The following is a 15,296-nucleotide window of genomic DNA, read 5'->3' as shown; positions in this document are numbered from 1 at the left end:
GGACCGCGAGTCCGCGAGGAGACGTCAAGCCGAGTAGAAGAAGGAGCTCATGACCGACACAACGTTGCCGCCGGAGGGACCGGGGCACGACCGCATCGAGCCCGTCGACATTCAGCAGGAGATGCAGAGCAGCTACATCGATTACGCGATGAGCGTGATCGTGGGTCGTGCGCTGCCCGACGTGCGGGACGGCCTCAAGCCGGTGCACCGCCGCGTTCTGTACGCGATGTACGACAACGGGTACCGGCCCGATCGCGGTTATGTGAAGTCTGCGCGACCGGTCGCCGAGACGATGGGTAACTACCACCCGCACGGCGACGCCTCGATCTACGACACGCTCGTCCGCATGGCCCAGCCGTGGTCGCTGCGGTACCCGCTCGTCGACGGTCAGGGCAACTTCGGTTCCCGCGGCAACGACGGCGCGGCCGCGATGCGGTACACCGAGTGCCGGCTGACTCCGCTGGCGATGGAAATGCTCCGGGAGATCGACCACGAGACGGTCGATTTCACCCCGAACTACGACGGTCGTACACAGGAACCGTCAGTTCTCCCCAGCCGTATCCCCAACCTGTTGATCAATGGTTCCGGCGGCATCGCCGTCGGTATGGCCACCAACATTCCGCCGCACAACCTGCGCGAGGTCGCCGAGGCCATCTACTGGGCCCTGGAGAACTGGGAAGCCGACGAGGAGTCCACCCTCACCGCGGTCATGGAACGCGTCAAGGGCCCCGACTTCCCGACGCACGGCCTGATCGTCGGCGGCCAGGGCATCCACGACGCCTACACCACCGGTCGCGGTTCCGTCCGTATGCGCGGTGTGGTGGAGATCGAGGAGGACGCCAAGGGGCGCACCACGATCGTCATCACCGAACTGCCGTACCAGGTGAACCCCGACAACCTGATCACGTCGATCGCCGAGCAGGTGCGCGACGCGAAGATCGCCGGCATCTCCGACATCCACGACGAGTCCTCGGACCGCGCGGGTATGCGCATCGTCGTCACCGTCAAGCGTGACGCGGTCGCGAAGGTCGTGCTCAACAACCTGTACAAGCACACCCAGCTGCAGACCAGCTTCGGCTGCAACATGCTGTCCATCGTCGACGGCGTGCCGCGCACCCTGCGCCTCGACCAGATGATCCGGCTGTACGTCGCCCACCAGGTCGAGGTCATCCGCAGGCGCACCGAGTACCTGCTCCGCAAGGCCGAGGAACGCGCTCACATCCTGCGCGGACTGGTGAAGGCCCTCGACGCCCTCGACGAGGTCATCGCGCTGATCCGGGCGTCACAGACCGTGGACATCGCGCGCGCAGGCCTGATCGAGCTGCTCACCGTCGACGAGATCCAGGCCGACGCGATCCTCGCGATGCAGCTGCGCCGCCTCGCCGCCCTCGAGCGTCAGAAGATCATCGACGAACTCGCCGAGATCGAGCGGGAGATCGCCGACCTCAAGGACATCCTCGAGAAGCCCGAGCGTCAGCGCCGGATCGTCCGGGACGAGCTGAAGGAGATCGTCGACAAGCACGGCGACGACCGCCGCACCCGCATCATCGCCGCCGACGGCGACGTGGCCGACGAGGATCTGATCGCCCGCGAGGACGTCGTCGTCACGATCACCGAGACCGGGTACGCCAAGCGCACCAAGACCGACCTGTACCGCTCGCAGAAGCGCGGCGGCAAGGGTGTGCAGGGCGCCGGGCTGAAGCAGGACGACATCGTCTCGCACTTCTTCGTCAGCTCCACCCACGACTGGCTGCTGTTCTTCACCACGAAGGGGCGGGTGTACCGGGCCAAGGCGTACGAGCTGCCGGAGGCGAGCCGCACCGCCCGCGGACAGCACGTCGCCAACCTGCTCGCGTTCCAGCCCGACGAGCGCATCCAGAGCGTCATCCAGATCAAGACGTACGAGGACGCGCCCTACCTGGTTCTCGCCACCCGCAACGGTCTGGTGAAGAAGTCCAAGCTCACCGATTTCGACTCCAACCGCAGCGGCGGCATCGTCGCGATCAACCTGCGCGGCGAGGACGAACTGGTCGGCGCGGTCCTCTGCTCCTCCGACGACGACCTGCTGCTCGTCTCCGCGCAGGGGCAGTCGATCCGCTTCTCCGCCACCGACGAGGCGCTGCGCCCGATGGGACGCGCCACGTCCGGGGTCCAGGGCATGCGATTCAACGGTGACGACGAACTGCTGTCGCTCAACGTGGTGCGCGAGGGGACCTACCTGCTGGTGGCGACGTCGGGCGGCTACTCGAAGCGCACCGGCATGGAGGACTACCCGGTCCAGGGACGCGGCGGAAAGGGTGTACTCACGATTCAATACGACAAGAAACGTGGCACCCTGGTCGGAGCGCTCATCGTGAACGACGACGACGAGCTCTACGCGATCACGTCGGGCGGTGGGGTCATCCGCACCGCCGCCAAGCAGGTCCGCAAGGCGGGTCGGCAGACCAAGGGTGTTCGTTTGATGAACCTCGGGGAAGGCGACACCCTGCTCGCGATTGCGCGCAATGCCGACGAACCCGACGAGACCGACGACAACGCCGAGAGCAGCGGCAAAGGAGCTAAGGAGTCCTAGTGAGCACTCCCAACCAGCCAGGCAGTGACCGGCAGAACCCGGGTTCCGCCAATCCGGCGCGACCCGACCAGCAGGCCTCCCGCACTCCCGAGAACGGGTCGGCGCGACCGAACCCGCAGCAGGGTTCCGCGCCGCAGGGGCCGCAGGCGTCAGCCGGTCGTGGCCCCGCTCAGGCGGGGCCGGCTGCCCGGCCGGGCGGTGCTCCCGACGCGAGACCGGATCGGCAGGCTCCGGCCGATCCGGCCCGGTCTCCGTCGACTCCCCAGCATCAGGGTCCGCGTACGCAGACCCCGCAGGGCCGGTCGGTGCCACCGCAGCAGGGTCAGGCTCCGAACCAGCAGGCCCCCGGGCATCAGGCCCCGCCGCAGCAGGCTCCCGGCAACCGGGCTCCCGCGGGTGGTGCGCCCACCGAGTCCATCCGGGGCAATCAGGCGCCGCCGTGGCAGCGGGGGATGCAGCGTGAGCCGCAGACCAACCTGAAGCGGCCCCTGCAGGGCGGGGCGGGAGCCAAGCAGGCCTCGCGGCCGGAGGGGCAGCCGAACCCGGCCAACGGTGCAGGCACCGCCGCCGCGGGCGCTGCAGCCGCGAAGGCCGCCGGCGGCCAGGACGTCCAGAAGCCCCAGACGGCTCCGACCCAGAAGACGCCGGACCAGGGCTCCACGCAGGGGCAGCGTCCCCAGTCCGCGCAGAATGCGGGTGCGCCCACGCAGGCGGTGCCCACGCAGAAGTCGCCGGCGCAGAACCCCTCCCAGGCGAAGGGCCGGCCCGCGCCCACGCAGGAATCGAACCGCACCTCCTCGACGGCGGCCACCGCCGCGGTCGGTGCGGTGTCCGGTGCAGCCGCGGCGGGGGCCGTCACGCAGCGGGAGGCCGCGAAGGCGAAGGCGTCCGCGATCGACGGACCCACCCGGCACATCAACCGGGACGTTCTCCCCAAGGACATGCCGGACCTGTCCGAGGCCAAGCACCCCCTGCCGGGGGCGGCGGCCACGGGTCAGCAGCCGAAGATCGCCGTGGCCCCGCAGCGGGTCGAGGAGGGTGAGGCCCTCCGCGCGACGGTGCAGGTCCGCAAGATCGACCCGTGGTCGACGCTGAAGATCTCGTCCGTCATCTCGGTGTCGCTGTTCTTCGTGTGGATGGTGGCCGTCGGTCTGCTGTACGTCGTCCTGGACGGGATGGGGGTGTGGGACCGGCTGAACAACGCGTTCACCGATATCGTCGCGGAGTCGAGCTCTGACGGGCTCGTGACGGCCGGGCAGGTCTTCGGATACGCCGCCGTCATCGGCCTGGCCAACATGGTGCTCTTCACCGCGCTGGCGACGATCGGCGCGTTCATCTACAACCTGTGTTCGGACCTCGTCGGCGGCGTCGAAGTGACGCTCGCGGACCGGGACTGAACGCGAAAACCGAGAGGGACTGAGCTGGGAAAAGAGCGTCTCGCCGGACCGGTTTTGGTAGTTGCCGGTCCGGTGGGGTAATCTTCCGACTCGGTTCAGGGAACTGTGCGAGATGAGTTTCCGGACTTCAGGGGCCTATAGCTCAGGCGGTTAGAGCGCTTCGCTGATAACGAAGAGGTCGGAGGTTCAAGTCCTCCTAGGCCCACTCCTGGTGCCGGTGAAAGGTCAGTCGCATGAAGGTCCTCCTGTTCGTGGGAGCCGGAGTGCTGGTGGCAATCGGACTGTCCAAGTTGCTCCGCGGCAACGAGGTGTGGCACGAGGTAACGGGGCCTTAGCTCAGTTGGTAGAGCGCTGCCTTTGCAAGGCAGATGTCAGGAGTTCGAATCTCCTAGGCTCCACAAGTACACAGAAGTGACGGTGTGCCCCGGATTCGGAAAGAATCCGGGGCACACTGCTGTGCGGGCCCGAAACGGGTGAGGTTACCCTTACTTCATGACCGCACTCGATCCCGGAGCCCGTGACCGTCTCGACCCGCGCAGCCGCGTCGCGTCCCACCACCGGACGGGGGAGGGGACCGCGCGCATCGGTTACCCGATCGGAGTTCGCACGGTCACGGTCCGTGCGCGCGAGTACGTCACGCCCCGCATGGTGCGCCTGACGATCGGTGGTCCCGGCCTCGACGGGTTCCACACCTATCAGGCCGACGATCACGTCAAGATCGTGTTCCCCGACGCGGACGGCACCCGCCGCATCCCGGTCGTGAACGACGCCATGATGCTCGACTGGCCGCGCCCGCTCCCGACGAGCCGGAAGTACACCGTCCGGCGCTACGACGCCGACGCCCGCGAACTGGACCTGGACTTCGTGCTGCACGACGGCGGGCTCGCGTCGTCCTGGGCGAAAACGGTCGAGATCGGCGACGACGTGACCATCGCCGGACCGCCCGGCGCGAAGGCGTTCGCCCACAACTTCGACCACTACGTCTTCGCGGTCGATTCCACCGCGCTTCCCGCGGTCGCGCGGTGGCTCGACGAGTCCCCGGCCGACGTGTCGGCGCACGTCGTGATCGAGACCGACGACGCCGTCGAGCACGACTACCCGCTGGCCGTGCGCGACAACGTGGACGTGACGTGGCTCGTTCGCGATGGCAGCGAGTCCTCCCTGGCGTCGACCGTGCAGTCGCTCGCGCTGCCCGGCGGTCGCACATTCCTCTTCGCGGCCGGCGAGGCCAGCGACATCAAACCGTTGCGCGCGTGGAGCAAGGACCGGATGGAGTCGCTGTTCACGGGCTACTGGAAACGCGGAGTCGCGGGCCTGGACGACTGACCGGCCCTACACTCGCACCATGACGACGGTCCGGCCCGCACTCGCCCGCCGAGCGGTCGTGGCCGTGGCGGTGCTCGGAATACTGACGGTGGGTGGGGCCGCACCCGCGAGTGCGCAGACCCGCCCGCTGCAACCGATCGCCCTGGCGGTGTCGCTGCGTCTCGCCACGGCGGACACGGTGGCGTCCGCCAAATGGGGCACGCCGTCGCCGATCGACGATCCCGCGCGCGAGGCGCAGGTTCTGGGCGCGGTCGCCACCCAGGCGGCCGACGAGGGCCTGAGTGTGCCGCGGGTGCAGCAGATCTTCCGGGATCAGATCGAGGCCAACAAGGCGGTGCAGCGCGCGCTGTTCTCCTGGTGGAGCGTCGCGCCCGGTGCGGCGCCGACCGTTCGGCCCGACCTGACGGAGGTCCGCCCGGTCATCGACCGCCAGAACACCGACATCCTGCTGCAGTTGCGTGAGCAGGAGGAACTGCTCGCGGGTCCGGGTTGCGTGCCCGCTCTCGTCGACGCCGCGGTCGCGGTGGCGTCCGAACAGCACCTCGACGCACTGCATCAGGCGACGCTGGCCCGCGCGCTCGTGTCGATCTGCGGCGCGGTCCGCGAATGACTGGCCGTTTCGACATGGTCCGGCAAGATATCGCCAACTAGACTGGGGGCATGATCTCCACGGTCGCGACCCTCCTCCTCGACCGGGTGTCGATGTTCGAGTTCGGTGTGGTCTGCGAGGTGTTCGGAATCGACCGCACCGAACACGGGGTGCCGGCATTCGACTTCCGGATCTGCGGGATCCGCCCCGGCGAACCACTCGCATCGGTCACCCCGGGACTGACGCTCTCCGCCGGATACGGGCTGGACTCGCTGCGCGACGCGGATCTCGTCGTGGTCCCGCCGCCGGGGGCGCAGTCCGGCTTCCCGGACGAGGCGCTCGACGCCGTGCGCGCGGCCGCGGAGGCCGGTGCCACCGTCCTCAGCCTGTGCTCCGGTGCGTTCCTGCTCGGCGAGGCGGGACTGCTCGACGGGCGCAAGTGCACCACCCACTGGGGGTACGTCGAGGAGCTGGCCGCCCGGTTCCCGACCGCGGTGGTCGACCCGGACGTCCTGTTCGTCGACGAGGGCAACCTCGTCACCAGCGCGGGCACCGCGGCGGGAATCGACGCCTGCCTGCACGTGGTCCGCAGGGAACTCGGTTCCACGGTGGCCAACACGATCGCCCGCCGGATGGTCGTGCCGCCGCAACGCGACGGCGGGCAGCGGCAGTTCATCGAGCAGCCGGTGGTCGCGTGCACGTCGGACAGCCTGAGCGAGACGATGGCATGGATGAGCGAGAACCTCGAGTTACCGCACACGATCGACGAGCTCGCGGCCCGCTCGTCCATGTCGACGCGGACGTTCGCGCGCAAGTTCGCGGCCGAGACGGGCACCACCCCGGTGAAGTGGCTGACGACGCAGCGCGTGCTCTACGCCCGGCAGCTACTCGAGGGCACCGACCTCGGTCTCGAGGCCATCTCGAGACGCACCGGATTCGGTTCCGGTGCGCTGCTGCGCCACCACTTCAACCGGGTGGTCGGACTCGCGCCCGGCGATTACCGTCGCCGGTTCGGCTGCAACACGGCCGAACTCACGCAATGAACGTTCCGATGGCCGGGTTCGCCTGGCAGATCGGGCTGCTGCCGAAGTTGATCGACCCGAACGCCGTGGCCACCACGTTCCCGACGCCGGTGTTCACCGTCGCGGACAGGAACGGGTAGACGCCGCCGAGATTCACGATCCCCGAGCGTCCGCTGTCGGTGTTGACCCAGGCGACGGTGACCTGCGCGGCGGCCGGGATCGGTGGCGCGGCGGGGTGCGACTCGAAGCGGATGTCGCCGTCGGCGATCGGCGGGACCGCCTCCGGCCCGGACTGGCCGGTGAGCGCCGTCAACGACATCAGACTGCCCTGGTTCGGACATCCGATGGTGAGGGCCGGTCCGCCGAAGGGGTGGGGTGGGTCGGCGCCTGCGGGGCCGGCCGTCAGCAGGGCCGCGGTGGCGGCGACCGGAAACGCGACGACGGCGATGCGGTGGGTGATACGTGTGGCGGTCATGTCTGTTCCTCGGAACGGATCCTCGCGCTGGTGTGCACCTGCCGGCGGGATACCCGTGGTACAAGCCGTGAAACGAAGACATGACCGCACGCCGGCCGACACCGCACGAGCGCGCGCCCTGCCGGCCGGGGAATGGCGGATCAGTTGGTGGCGAGGGGCTTCGTCGCCGTCGGCGGCGTGGCCTCCTGCGTGTCTGCGCTGTCGACGTCGCGCAGGTTCGGGGGAGCGGACGCCACCCGCGGCTGCTCCCGGCGGCGGCTCTTGAAGAACACCGCGCCCCCGGCGACAGCGACACCGACCAGCACGACGATCGCGACGCGACGGCCCTTCCGTGACTTCTTCTCCTCGACCGGCGCGACAGCCGCCGTCAGGGGACGAATGACGTCCTGGGCGACCTCTTTCACCGGTGCGGTCCGGGCGCGTTCGTAGCCCTTCTTCGCCAGCGACGCCCCCTGCCTGCCGAGGAACACACTCACCTGCCCGGCGCCACGGGCCGCGGCGAGCGCAGCCGAGCGCGCACAGCGCAGGGCCTGATCGACAGCCTCGGATTCCTTGACCCGGGAAGCCGAATCCTCGACGTGGGCCAGCGCGGTCTCGACTCGTTCGGACACCTGCTCCTGCAGGTGCTCGGCGCGTTCGGTCGGAAGCAGATTCGTGAGGGACTCCGTCGCTCGTGTCATGACCCCACTTTGTCACAAGAACCGGCAGCACGAACCGATCCGAAGTACTCGAGTCACGGCGGCGGAACCACACCGAACCGCACAATGGCAACATGGTGGTGTGACTTCACCTCATCAGACCGCAACCGCAACGCTGCACACCAACCGCGGCGACATCAAGATCGCGCTGTTCGGCAACCACGCGCCCAAGACCGTCGAGAACTTCGTCGGCCTGGCCGACGGTTCGAAGGACTACAGCACCGCCAACGCAGGCGGCACCGACTCCGGACCGTTCTACGACGGCGCCATCTTCCACCGCGTCATCGACGGATTCATGATCCAGGGTGGCGACCCGACCGGCACCGGCGCCGGCGGCCCGGGCTACAAGTTCGGCGACGAGTTCCACCCGGAACTGCAGTTCGACCGCGCCTACATCCTGGCCATGGCCAACGCCGGCCCGGGAACCAACGGCTCGCAGTTCTTCATCACCACCGGCCCGACGCCGCACCTCAACCGCCGCCACACCATCTTCGGTGAGGTCGTCGACGAGGAGTCGAAGAAGGTCGTCGACGCCATCTCGACCACGGCCACCGATCGTGCGGACCGCCCGCTCGAGCCGGTCGTGATCAACAGCGTCACCATCGCGTAGGGAACCGCAGCACATGACCAACCCCGGCTGGGGCGGTGCCGCGAACGAGGGCACTCCGCCCCAGCCGCGGTGCGTCCGACACCCCGATCGCCCCACTGCATTGTCGTGCAATCGGTGCGGTCGCCCCGCGTGCCCCGAATGCCTGCGCGAAGCCGCAGTCGGCTACCAGTGCGTCGACTGTGTCGCCGCCGGGCAGCGTGACGTTCGCCGGGTCCGCAACGTCGCCGGCGCCGTGACCGCACAGCGTGCGGTGCCGCTGGTGACGTACATCCTGATGGCCGCGAACGTCGGCATCTTCCTGATCACCGCGGCGCAGTCCCGCAGCATCATGCAGAACCAGGCGGGATCGGCGCTCTTCGCCGACTGGGCGCTGTTCCCACCCGCCGTCGTGGACGGTCAGCTCGTCCGCGTGATCGGCAGCGGATTCCTGCATTTCGGTCTCATCCACCTGGCCGTCAACATGTTCGCGCTGTGGATCATCGGCCGCGACACCGAACTGGTCCTCGGCCGCGCCCGCTACGCGTTCGTGTACCTCGCGTCGATCCTCGGCGGTTCCGCCGCGGTGATGCTGTTCCAACTGCACGCGGTCACCGCGGGTGCGTCGGGTGCCGTCTTCGGACTGATGGGCGCGCAGGCTGTCATCCTCCTGAGGCTGCGGCGCAGCCCGGCGCCGGTGATCTCGGTGATCGCGATCAACGTGATCATCAGCATCACCATCCCCGGCATCTCACTGTGGGGGCATCTCGGCGGCCTGGTCGCCGGAGCCGCGGCCACCGCGGCGATCCTCTACGGCCCTCAGCTGCTGGGCGCCGGGAACAACCGGGAGAAGGCCGTCACCGTCGGCTGGATCTGCCTCGGTGTCGTCGTGCTGGTGCCGCTGGCCGTCATCGCGGCCCGTACCCTGCAGCTCCGCGCGAGCTTCGGCTACTGACCCCGGCCGACCAGGCGATGCACCGCGAGGGCATCGAACACGTCCTCCGGATTGGTGCCGAGATCCCAGCGGCCGAAGATCAGGAGGCGTTCGGTGCCGTCCTCGGTGCGGACGTCGATCTCGAGCATCGGCACCCGGCGGCCCAGCCGCGGATACCGGACGAGGCGCGCCCGGTCGATCTGCGCACGGGCATACCCGTGGCGGCCCGTCAGCCGGTTCACCACGATCCCGCCGCCCTCCTTGTCGACGGCCAGGCGCGGCCGCTGCCGCAGCGCCGACGCGGCGGTCAGCAGCAGCCCCAGGGCGGCGACGCACACGAGGACACGGCCCGCCGGCTCGATCGACACCGACAGTCCCGCGACCCCCAACGCGAGCCCGCCCACGGCGAGAGCGATCACCGCACCGAGCGGCGTCGACCACTCCAGCGGTGCCTCGTCAGCAGACATCGGCACTCGACCTGCGGCTATCCACAGGGGTTGTCCACAATGGGGATGAATGACATGCGTGTAATTGTGATCGTCAACGCCAGCGCATCGTCATGATCAGCCCGACCACCATGAAGCCGAATCCGATCAGGAAGTTGTAGGCACCGAGGTTGTTCATCCACTCGAGCTGGTCTGCGGCCAGGTAGTAGACGAGCAGCCACACGAGGCCGACCAGCATGAACCCGAGCATCACCGAGACGTACAGGGTGCTCGAGGGGCCGGCCTTCACCTTCACCGGGGTGCGGCTCGCAGGGTTGATCGTGTAATCGGTCTTCTTTCGGACCTTCGACTTCGGCATGACGTCCTCGTTCGTGCGGCTCTGCGGGAATGTGGGCAGGTAGATTCGGAAATACCTGCGTGTGTACACGCTAACGTAGCCGCGTTTCGCGCGGCGAGGACGAGGGGACGGAAACACCGGTGACCAGGTCGATCTTCTGGCGGATCGCGGTGCTGGTGGTGTGTCTGGTGGCCGGCCTGCTGGTGGCCACCACCCGCCAGGTGTCGCACGGCAACGAGATCCGGGCCGGTGACTCCACGCGGTTGTCCGACCTCGTGCGGAACGCGCAGTCCGAGACCGACCAGGTGGCCGAGACCCGCGACGAGCTGGCGGCGCAGGTGGAATCGCTGCAGCAGGACGCGGCGGCGTCCGACAGCGGTGTCGCGCAGGCCCTCGCCGACAGCAAGGCCCTCGCCACCGATGCCGGGCTCACACCGATGACCGGGCCCGGCGTCACCGTCACGCTCACCGACGCCCCCCGCGACGCGGACGGCAAATACCCCGTCGACGCGTCGCCGGACGACCTGGTCGTCCACCAGCAGGACGTCCAGAGCGTGCTGAACGCGCTGTGGGTGGGTGGCGCCGAGGCCGTCGGCATGCAGGACCAGCGGATCGTCAACACGTCCGCGCCGCGCTGCATCGGCAACACACTGCTGTTGCACGGCCGCACCTACAGCCCGCCGTACGTGATGTCGGCGATCGGGGATCCGGCGCGACTGGAGGCGGCACTCGCCAACGAACCCGGAATCCGGGTGTTCAAGCAGTACGCGACGCGATTCGGTCTCGGCTACTCGGAGGCCGCGTCCGGCCAATTGTCCGTGCCCGGGTACGCGGGCCACTGACGGGAACGGTCCCCGGCCGTGCGCGGCTCGGGGCGGGCAGAATACCCTGCTCCCATGAGGATTCTCGTCGTCGACAACTACGACAGCTTCGTGTTCAACCTGGTCCAGTACCTCGGACAGCTGGGAACCCGGGCCGTGGTCTGGCGCAACGACGATCCGAACCTCACCGGGCCCGACGCGATCGCGGCCGCGGCGGCCGAGTTCGACGGCATCCTCCTGAGCCCCGGCCCCGGCACACCGCAGCGCGCCGGAGCGACGATGGACCTGGTCACGGCATGCGCCGCGGCCGGCACGCCGCTACTCGGGGTGTGCCTCGGACACCAGGCGATCGGCGCCGCGTTCGGCGCGACCGTCGACAGGGCGCCCGAACTCCTGCACGGCAAGACCAGCATCGTCCACCACACCGGCGAGGGTGTTCTCGCGGGTCTGCCCGACCCGTTCACCGCCACGCGGTACCACTCGCTGACCGTCCTGGAAGACACCATCCCGGACGAACTCGAGGTCACAGCGCACACCGACAGCGGCATCGTCATGGCGATGCGGCACCGGGAACTACCGATCCACGGCGTCCAGTTCCACCCGGAGTCCGTGCTCACCGAGGGCGGGCACCGGATGCTCGCCAACTGGCTCACCGTCTGCGGCGACGCCCCGAAGGAATCCCTCGTCGCCACCCTCGAAGCCGAGGTCGCGCAGGCATTAGGGGCGTAGCCCCCGTGAGTGGTTGACGAGTCCAGAGACTCCTCAACCACGCACGGGCGGCGGAGCCGCCTACCGCGGGATCCCGAGCGCTCCGACACCGACGGAGACGACAGCGTTCTTCGTGATCTCCGATCCCGGCGGCTGTTCCTGGCTGATGATCTTGCCGACCATCTCCGGGTCCAGTGTGGACGTCTGCGTCTGGTTCAGCGAGGCCGACGACCCGCTCCAGCCGGCGCTGCGGAGTTCGGCGAGCGCCTGCGACACCGTCTTGCCCGTCAGGTCGGGCATCTCGATGTTGTTGCCGTTCGACACACGGATCTGGATGGTGTCGCCCTTGGCGGCGGTGGAGCCGCCGACGGGATCGGTGGAGACGACCTGCCCCTTGGGCACACCGGAATCGATGTTCTGGATCTGCACCTTGAAGCCGGCGCCCTCGATGTTCGCCTGCGCGACCTCGACCTTCTGACCGGTGACGTCGGGGATGCGGATCTGCTCGGGTCCGGTGCCCAGCGTGACGGCGACCTCGGAGTCGAGGGAGATGCTCGCCCCCGAGGACGGGTTCTGCTGTATCACCTTGTCGACGTCGGACGCGTCGGACGGGGCGCGGGCCACCGCGGTGTCGAGCCGCAGACCGACCGCGTTCAGTTCCTGCTGGGCTTCCTGCTGGGTCAGGCCCGCGAGCCGCGGGACCTTCACCTGTTCGGGGCCCGACGACACCTCGAGGGTGATCGTGCTGCCCTCGTCCACCTGCACGCCGCCGACGGGCCGGGTGGTGATGACGTTGCCGGTCGCGACGACGGCGTCGGGTTTCTGCTGGCGGGCGACGCGGAAGCCGAGGTTCTGCAGCGTCGTCTCGGCGTCGTCCGCGGCCTGGTTCGTGACGTCCGGCATGGTCACCTGATCGGCCTTCGAACCGGGACCCACGGACCACAGGAACGCGCCGACGATGCCGACGACGATGAGGGCGCCCAACGCCATCAGCGCCAGCCGCATCGGGTTCTTCTTCTTGTCGGGCTCGCCGCCGTCCGTCTTCGACGCCGTCGCCTGGGTGGTGGTCTGCGGGCGCCGGTAGTTCCCCGCGCCGGAGTCGACGGCACCGAGGATCGTGGTGCGGTCCTCGTCGCTCATGACCATCGGCGCGCTGGGGCGCTGCCCACCGAGAACCCGGACCAGGTCGCTGCGCATGTCCGCGGCAGTCTGGTAACGGTTGGCGGGGTTCTTGCTCATCGCCTTGAGGATCACCGAGTCGAGCTCACGCGGAATGTCGGGGTTGACCACGGACGGCGTCTGCGGGTCCTCCCGCACGTGCTGGTACGCGACCGCGACCGGGGAATCACCCTTGAACGGGGGTTCGCCGGTGAGGATCTCGAACAGCACGCAACCGAGCGAATAGACGTCGGAGCGGGCGTCGACCTGCTCGCCGCGAGCCTGCTCGGGCGACAGGTACTGGGCGGTGCCGATGACGGCGGCCGTCTGCGTCATGGGGCTGGACGCGTCGGAGATCGCCCGCGCGATGCCGAAGTCCATCACCTTCACCGCGCCCGCACGGTTGATCATCACGTTGGCGGGCTTCACGTCACGGTGCACGATGCCGTTGCGGTGGCTGAAGTCAAGCGCCGCGCACACGTCCGAGATGACTTCCATCGCCCGGCGCGGCGCCATCGGGCCCTCGCCGCGCACGATGTCCCGCAACGTGTCGCCGTCGACGTACTCCATCACGATGTACGGCAGCGGTCCCGCGTCGGTTTCCGCCTCGCCGGTGTCGTAGACGGCCACGATCGCCGGGTGGTTCAGCGCCGCCGCGTTCTGCGCCTCGCGGCGGAACCGCAGGTAGAACGTGGGGTCGCGGGCCAGGTCGGCACGCAGGACCTTGATCGCGACATCGCGGCTGAGCCGGACGTCCCGGGCGAGGTGGACCTCGGACATGCCACCGAAGCCGAGAATCTCACCCAGCTCGTAGCGTGAGGAGAGGTTGCGCGGTGTCGTCATGGCTGTCCTTGTGGGGTCGGAGTAGTTGACTCCTCCGACGTGGTCGTCGTGGTCGTCGTCGTGGGGGCGGTGGTGGTCGTGGTGGTAGTCGTCGTCGGCTCTGTCGTCGTCGTGGTGGGTGCTGTGGTCGTGGTCGTCGTGTACGTCGGCTCGGTGGTGTACGTCGTGTACGTCGGCTCGGTGGTGTACGTCTCTTCCTCGGTCGTCGTCGTGGTCGTCGGCCGCGGTGTCGTCGTGATCGTCCGCAGCGACGAGGTCACGGCCGGTGACGTCGGTTCCTTCGTGTCACCACCGTCGAACAGGACGAGTGCGAGCGCGATGACCGCCGCCAGCAGGATCAGACCACCCGCACCCCAGGCCACGGCCTTCTGGCCGCTGGTCAACCCGCCCTTCTTACCGTCACCGTTCGCGTTGTCCGGCGGCACCTGCCCGGTCACCGGTCCCGCATACGCGGTCTGGGAGGGCGGCATCATCTGGGTTGCGCCGGTCATCGGCGGCGGCAGCACCCGCGCCGCCCCCGTGCCCGACACGCCCGGCGGCGGAGGACGCCTGCCCGCCCGGACCGCCGCGACCGCGTCGGCGAACTCTCCGCCGCTGGCGTAGCGGGTGCTCGGATCCTTCGCGATCGTGATGTCGATGAGCTCGCGGATGTTCGGCGGCAGGTCGTTCGGCAACGGTGCCGGCGCCTCCTGCACGTGCTTCATCGCCACCGTGATGGCCCCGTCGCCGATGAACGGGCGCCGTCCCGACAGCGCTTCGTAGCCGACGATGCCGAGAGAGTACACGTCGCTGGCCGCGGTCGCGTCCTGGCCGAGCGCCTGCTCGGGGGCGATGTACTGGGCGGTGCCCATCACCATGCCGGTGCGCGTGACCGGCGAGTTCTCCACGGCCTTGGCGATGCCGAAGTCGGTGATCTTCACCTGACCTGTGGGGGTGATCAGGATGTTGCCCGGTTTCACGTCGCGGTGCACCACGCCGGCGTCGTGCGCCACTTGCAGCGCTCGGCCGGTCTGCTCGAGCATGTCCAGTGCGTGCGGCACCGCGAGACGGCCCACGCGCGCGAGGACGGCGTTCAGCGGCTCACCGTTGACGAGTTCCATCACCAGGTAGGCGGTGGAGTCGCCGGTGGCGTCGCGGACCTCGCCGTAGTCGTAGATCCCGGCGATGCCGGAATGGTTCAGCTGCGCGGTGGTACGTGCCTCGAAGCGGAACCGTTCGACGAACTCCGGGTCGGACGAGAACTCGGACTTCAGCACCTTCACCGCGACACGACGGTTGAGCCGGTTGTCGGTCGCTTCCCAGACCTGTCCCATTCCGCCCGTGGCGATGAGCCGGATCAGGCGGTATCGATTGGCGATCAGCGCGCCGTTGTTCAGTGCCACAA

The 15,296-nt window shown here is 68.8% G+C and carries 15 protein-coding genes and 2 tRNA genes; 11 read left to right on the top strand and 6 right to left on the bottom strand.

Going from position 1 to position 15,296, the window contains the following annotated elements:
* The first annotated feature begins 49 nt into the window (after positions 1 to 49).
* The 7 genes from gyrA to ACFU5V_RS14430 all read left to right on the top strand — a co-directional run bounded on the left by gyrA (position 50) and on the right by ACFU5V_RS14430 (position 6,927).
* The gene (gyrA, locus tag ACFU5V_RS14460) at positions 50 to 2,572 is read left to right on the top strand and encodes a DNA gyrase subunit A (RefSeq protein WP_378430725.1); all 2,523 of its coding nucleotides are present in this window, start codon (positions 50 to 52) and stop codon (positions 2,570 to 2,572) included.
* On the top strand, positions 2,572 to 3,969 hold the full coding sequence (locus ACFU5V_RS14455; RefSeq protein ID WP_378700050.1) for a DUF3566 domain-containing protein: 1,398 nt from the start codon (positions 2,572 to 2,574) through the stop codon (positions 3,967 to 3,969). The genes gyrA and ACFU5V_RS14455 overlap by 1 nt, the downstream gene beginning before the upstream one ends.
* Before the next feature lie 131 nt (positions 3,970 to 4,100).
* Positions 4,101 to 4,174: transfer RNA gene (locus ACFU5V_RS14450), tRNA-Ile, on the top strand.
* Between the two features lie 120 nt (positions 4,175 to 4,294).
* A tRNA-Ala gene (locus ACFU5V_RS14445) sits at positions 4,295 to 4,367 on the top strand.
* 94 nt (positions 4,368 to 4,461) lie between these two features.
* Positions 4,462 to 5,295, top strand: a complete 834-nt coding sequence (locus tag ACFU5V_RS14440; protein WP_378430723.1) for a siderophore-interacting protein — start codon at positions 4,462 to 4,464, stop codon at positions 5,293 to 5,295.
* A 19-nt stretch (positions 5,296 to 5,314) separates the two neighbouring features.
* The gene (locus ACFU5V_RS14435; protein WP_378700048.1) at positions 5,315 to 5,905 is read left to right on the top strand and encodes a chorismate mutase; all 591 of its coding nucleotides are present in this window, start codon (positions 5,315 to 5,317) and stop codon (positions 5,903 to 5,905) included.
* 50 nt (positions 5,906 to 5,955) lie between these two features.
* Positions 5,956 to 6,927 carry a helix-turn-helix domain-containing protein gene (locus ACFU5V_RS14430; protein ID WP_378430721.1) on the top strand — a complete coding sequence of 324 codons (972 nt, stop codon included), beginning with the start codon at positions 5,956 to 5,958 and terminating at the stop codon, positions 6,925 to 6,927.
* On the opposite strand, the gene ACFU5V_RS14425 is transcribed toward ACFU5V_RS14430, so the two are convergent.
* Positions 6,917 to 7,381 carry a hypothetical protein gene (locus ACFU5V_RS14425; RefSeq protein WP_378430720.1) on the bottom strand — a complete coding sequence of 155 codons (465 nt, stop codon included), beginning with the start codon at positions 7,379 to 7,381 and terminating at the stop codon, positions 6,917 to 6,919. The two genes, ACFU5V_RS14430 and ACFU5V_RS14425, sit on opposite strands and share 11 nt — an antisense overlap.
* A 140-nt stretch (positions 7,382 to 7,521) precedes the next feature.
* A complete protein-coding gene (locus ACFU5V_RS14420) occupies positions 7,522 to 8,061 on the bottom strand; it encodes a hypothetical protein (protein ID WP_378700046.1) in 540 nt (179 codons plus the stop codon).
* Between the two features lie 100 nt (positions 8,062 to 8,161).
* Here ACFU5V_RS14420 and ACFU5V_RS14415 point away from each other — a divergent pair, with 100 nt between their 5' ends.
* Together ACFU5V_RS14415 and ACFU5V_RS14410 are read left to right on the top strand one after the other, a co-directional pair.
* Positions 8,162 to 8,689: a peptidylprolyl isomerase gene (locus ACFU5V_RS14415; protein WP_029539740.1), complete on the top strand. Its 528-nt coding sequence runs from the start codon at positions 8,162 to 8,164 to the stop codon at positions 8,687 to 8,689.
* A gap of 13 nt (positions 8,690 to 8,702) precedes the next feature.
* A complete protein-coding gene (locus tag ACFU5V_RS14410) occupies positions 8,703 to 9,620 on the top strand; it encodes a rhomboid family intramembrane serine protease (RefSeq protein ID WP_378700044.1) in 918 nt (305 codons plus the stop codon).
* Here the strand turns inward: ACFU5V_RS14410 and ACFU5V_RS14405 are convergent.
* Both ACFU5V_RS14405 and crgA read right to left on the bottom strand, forming a co-directional pair.
* A complete protein-coding gene (locus ACFU5V_RS14405; protein WP_378430717.1) occupies positions 9,614 to 10,072 on the bottom strand; it encodes a PH domain-containing protein in 459 nt (152 codons plus the stop codon). The genes ACFU5V_RS14410 and ACFU5V_RS14405 overlap by 7 nt on opposite strands.
* Before the next feature lie 67 nt (positions 10,073 to 10,139).
* Positions 10,140 to 10,403 carry a cell division protein CrgA gene (gene crgA, locus ACFU5V_RS14400; protein WP_005249082.1) on the bottom strand — a complete coding sequence of 88 codons (264 nt, stop codon included), beginning with the start codon at positions 10,401 to 10,403 and terminating at the stop codon, positions 10,140 to 10,142.
* 119 nt (positions 10,404 to 10,522) lie between these two features.
* Between crgA and ACFU5V_RS14395 the strand changes: the two genes are divergently transcribed.
* Positions 10,523 to 11,224, top strand: coding sequence for a DUF881 domain-containing protein (locus ACFU5V_RS14395; RefSeq protein WP_378700042.1), 702 nt, complete (start codon positions 10,523 to 10,525; stop codon positions 11,222 to 11,224).
* Positions 11,225 to 11,278: 54 nt separating this feature from the next.
* On the top strand, positions 11,279 to 11,932 hold the full coding sequence (locus ACFU5V_RS14390) for an aminodeoxychorismate/anthranilate synthase component II (protein ID WP_072942778.1): 654 nt from the start codon (positions 11,279 to 11,281) through the stop codon (positions 11,930 to 11,932).
* Positions 11,933 to 11,992: 60 nt separating this feature from the next.
* Here the strand turns inward: ACFU5V_RS14390 and pknB are convergent, their stop codons facing one another.
* Positions 11,993 to 13,912: a Stk1 family PASTA domain-containing Ser/Thr kinase gene (gene pknB / locus ACFU5V_RS14385; protein WP_378700040.1), complete on the bottom strand. Its 1,920-nt coding sequence runs from the start codon at positions 13,910 to 13,912 to the stop codon at positions 11,993 to 11,995.
* Entirely contained in the window at positions 13,909 to 15,294 is a 1,386-nt protein-coding gene (locus ACFU5V_RS14380) for a serine/threonine-protein kinase (RefSeq protein WP_378700038.1), read from the bottom strand. Before ACFU5V_RS14380 ends, pknB begins: the two co-directional genes overlap by 4 nt.
* Positions 15,295 to 15,296: the final 2 nt, after the last annotated feature.

This window comes from Rhodococcus sp. NPDC057529 (genome assembly GCF_042802055.1).
Classification (GTDB): domain Bacteria; phylum Actinomycetota; class Actinomycetes; order Mycobacteriales; family Mycobacteriaceae; genus Rhodococcus_F.
This window is presented reverse-complemented; position numbering and strand designations above follow the sequence as displayed.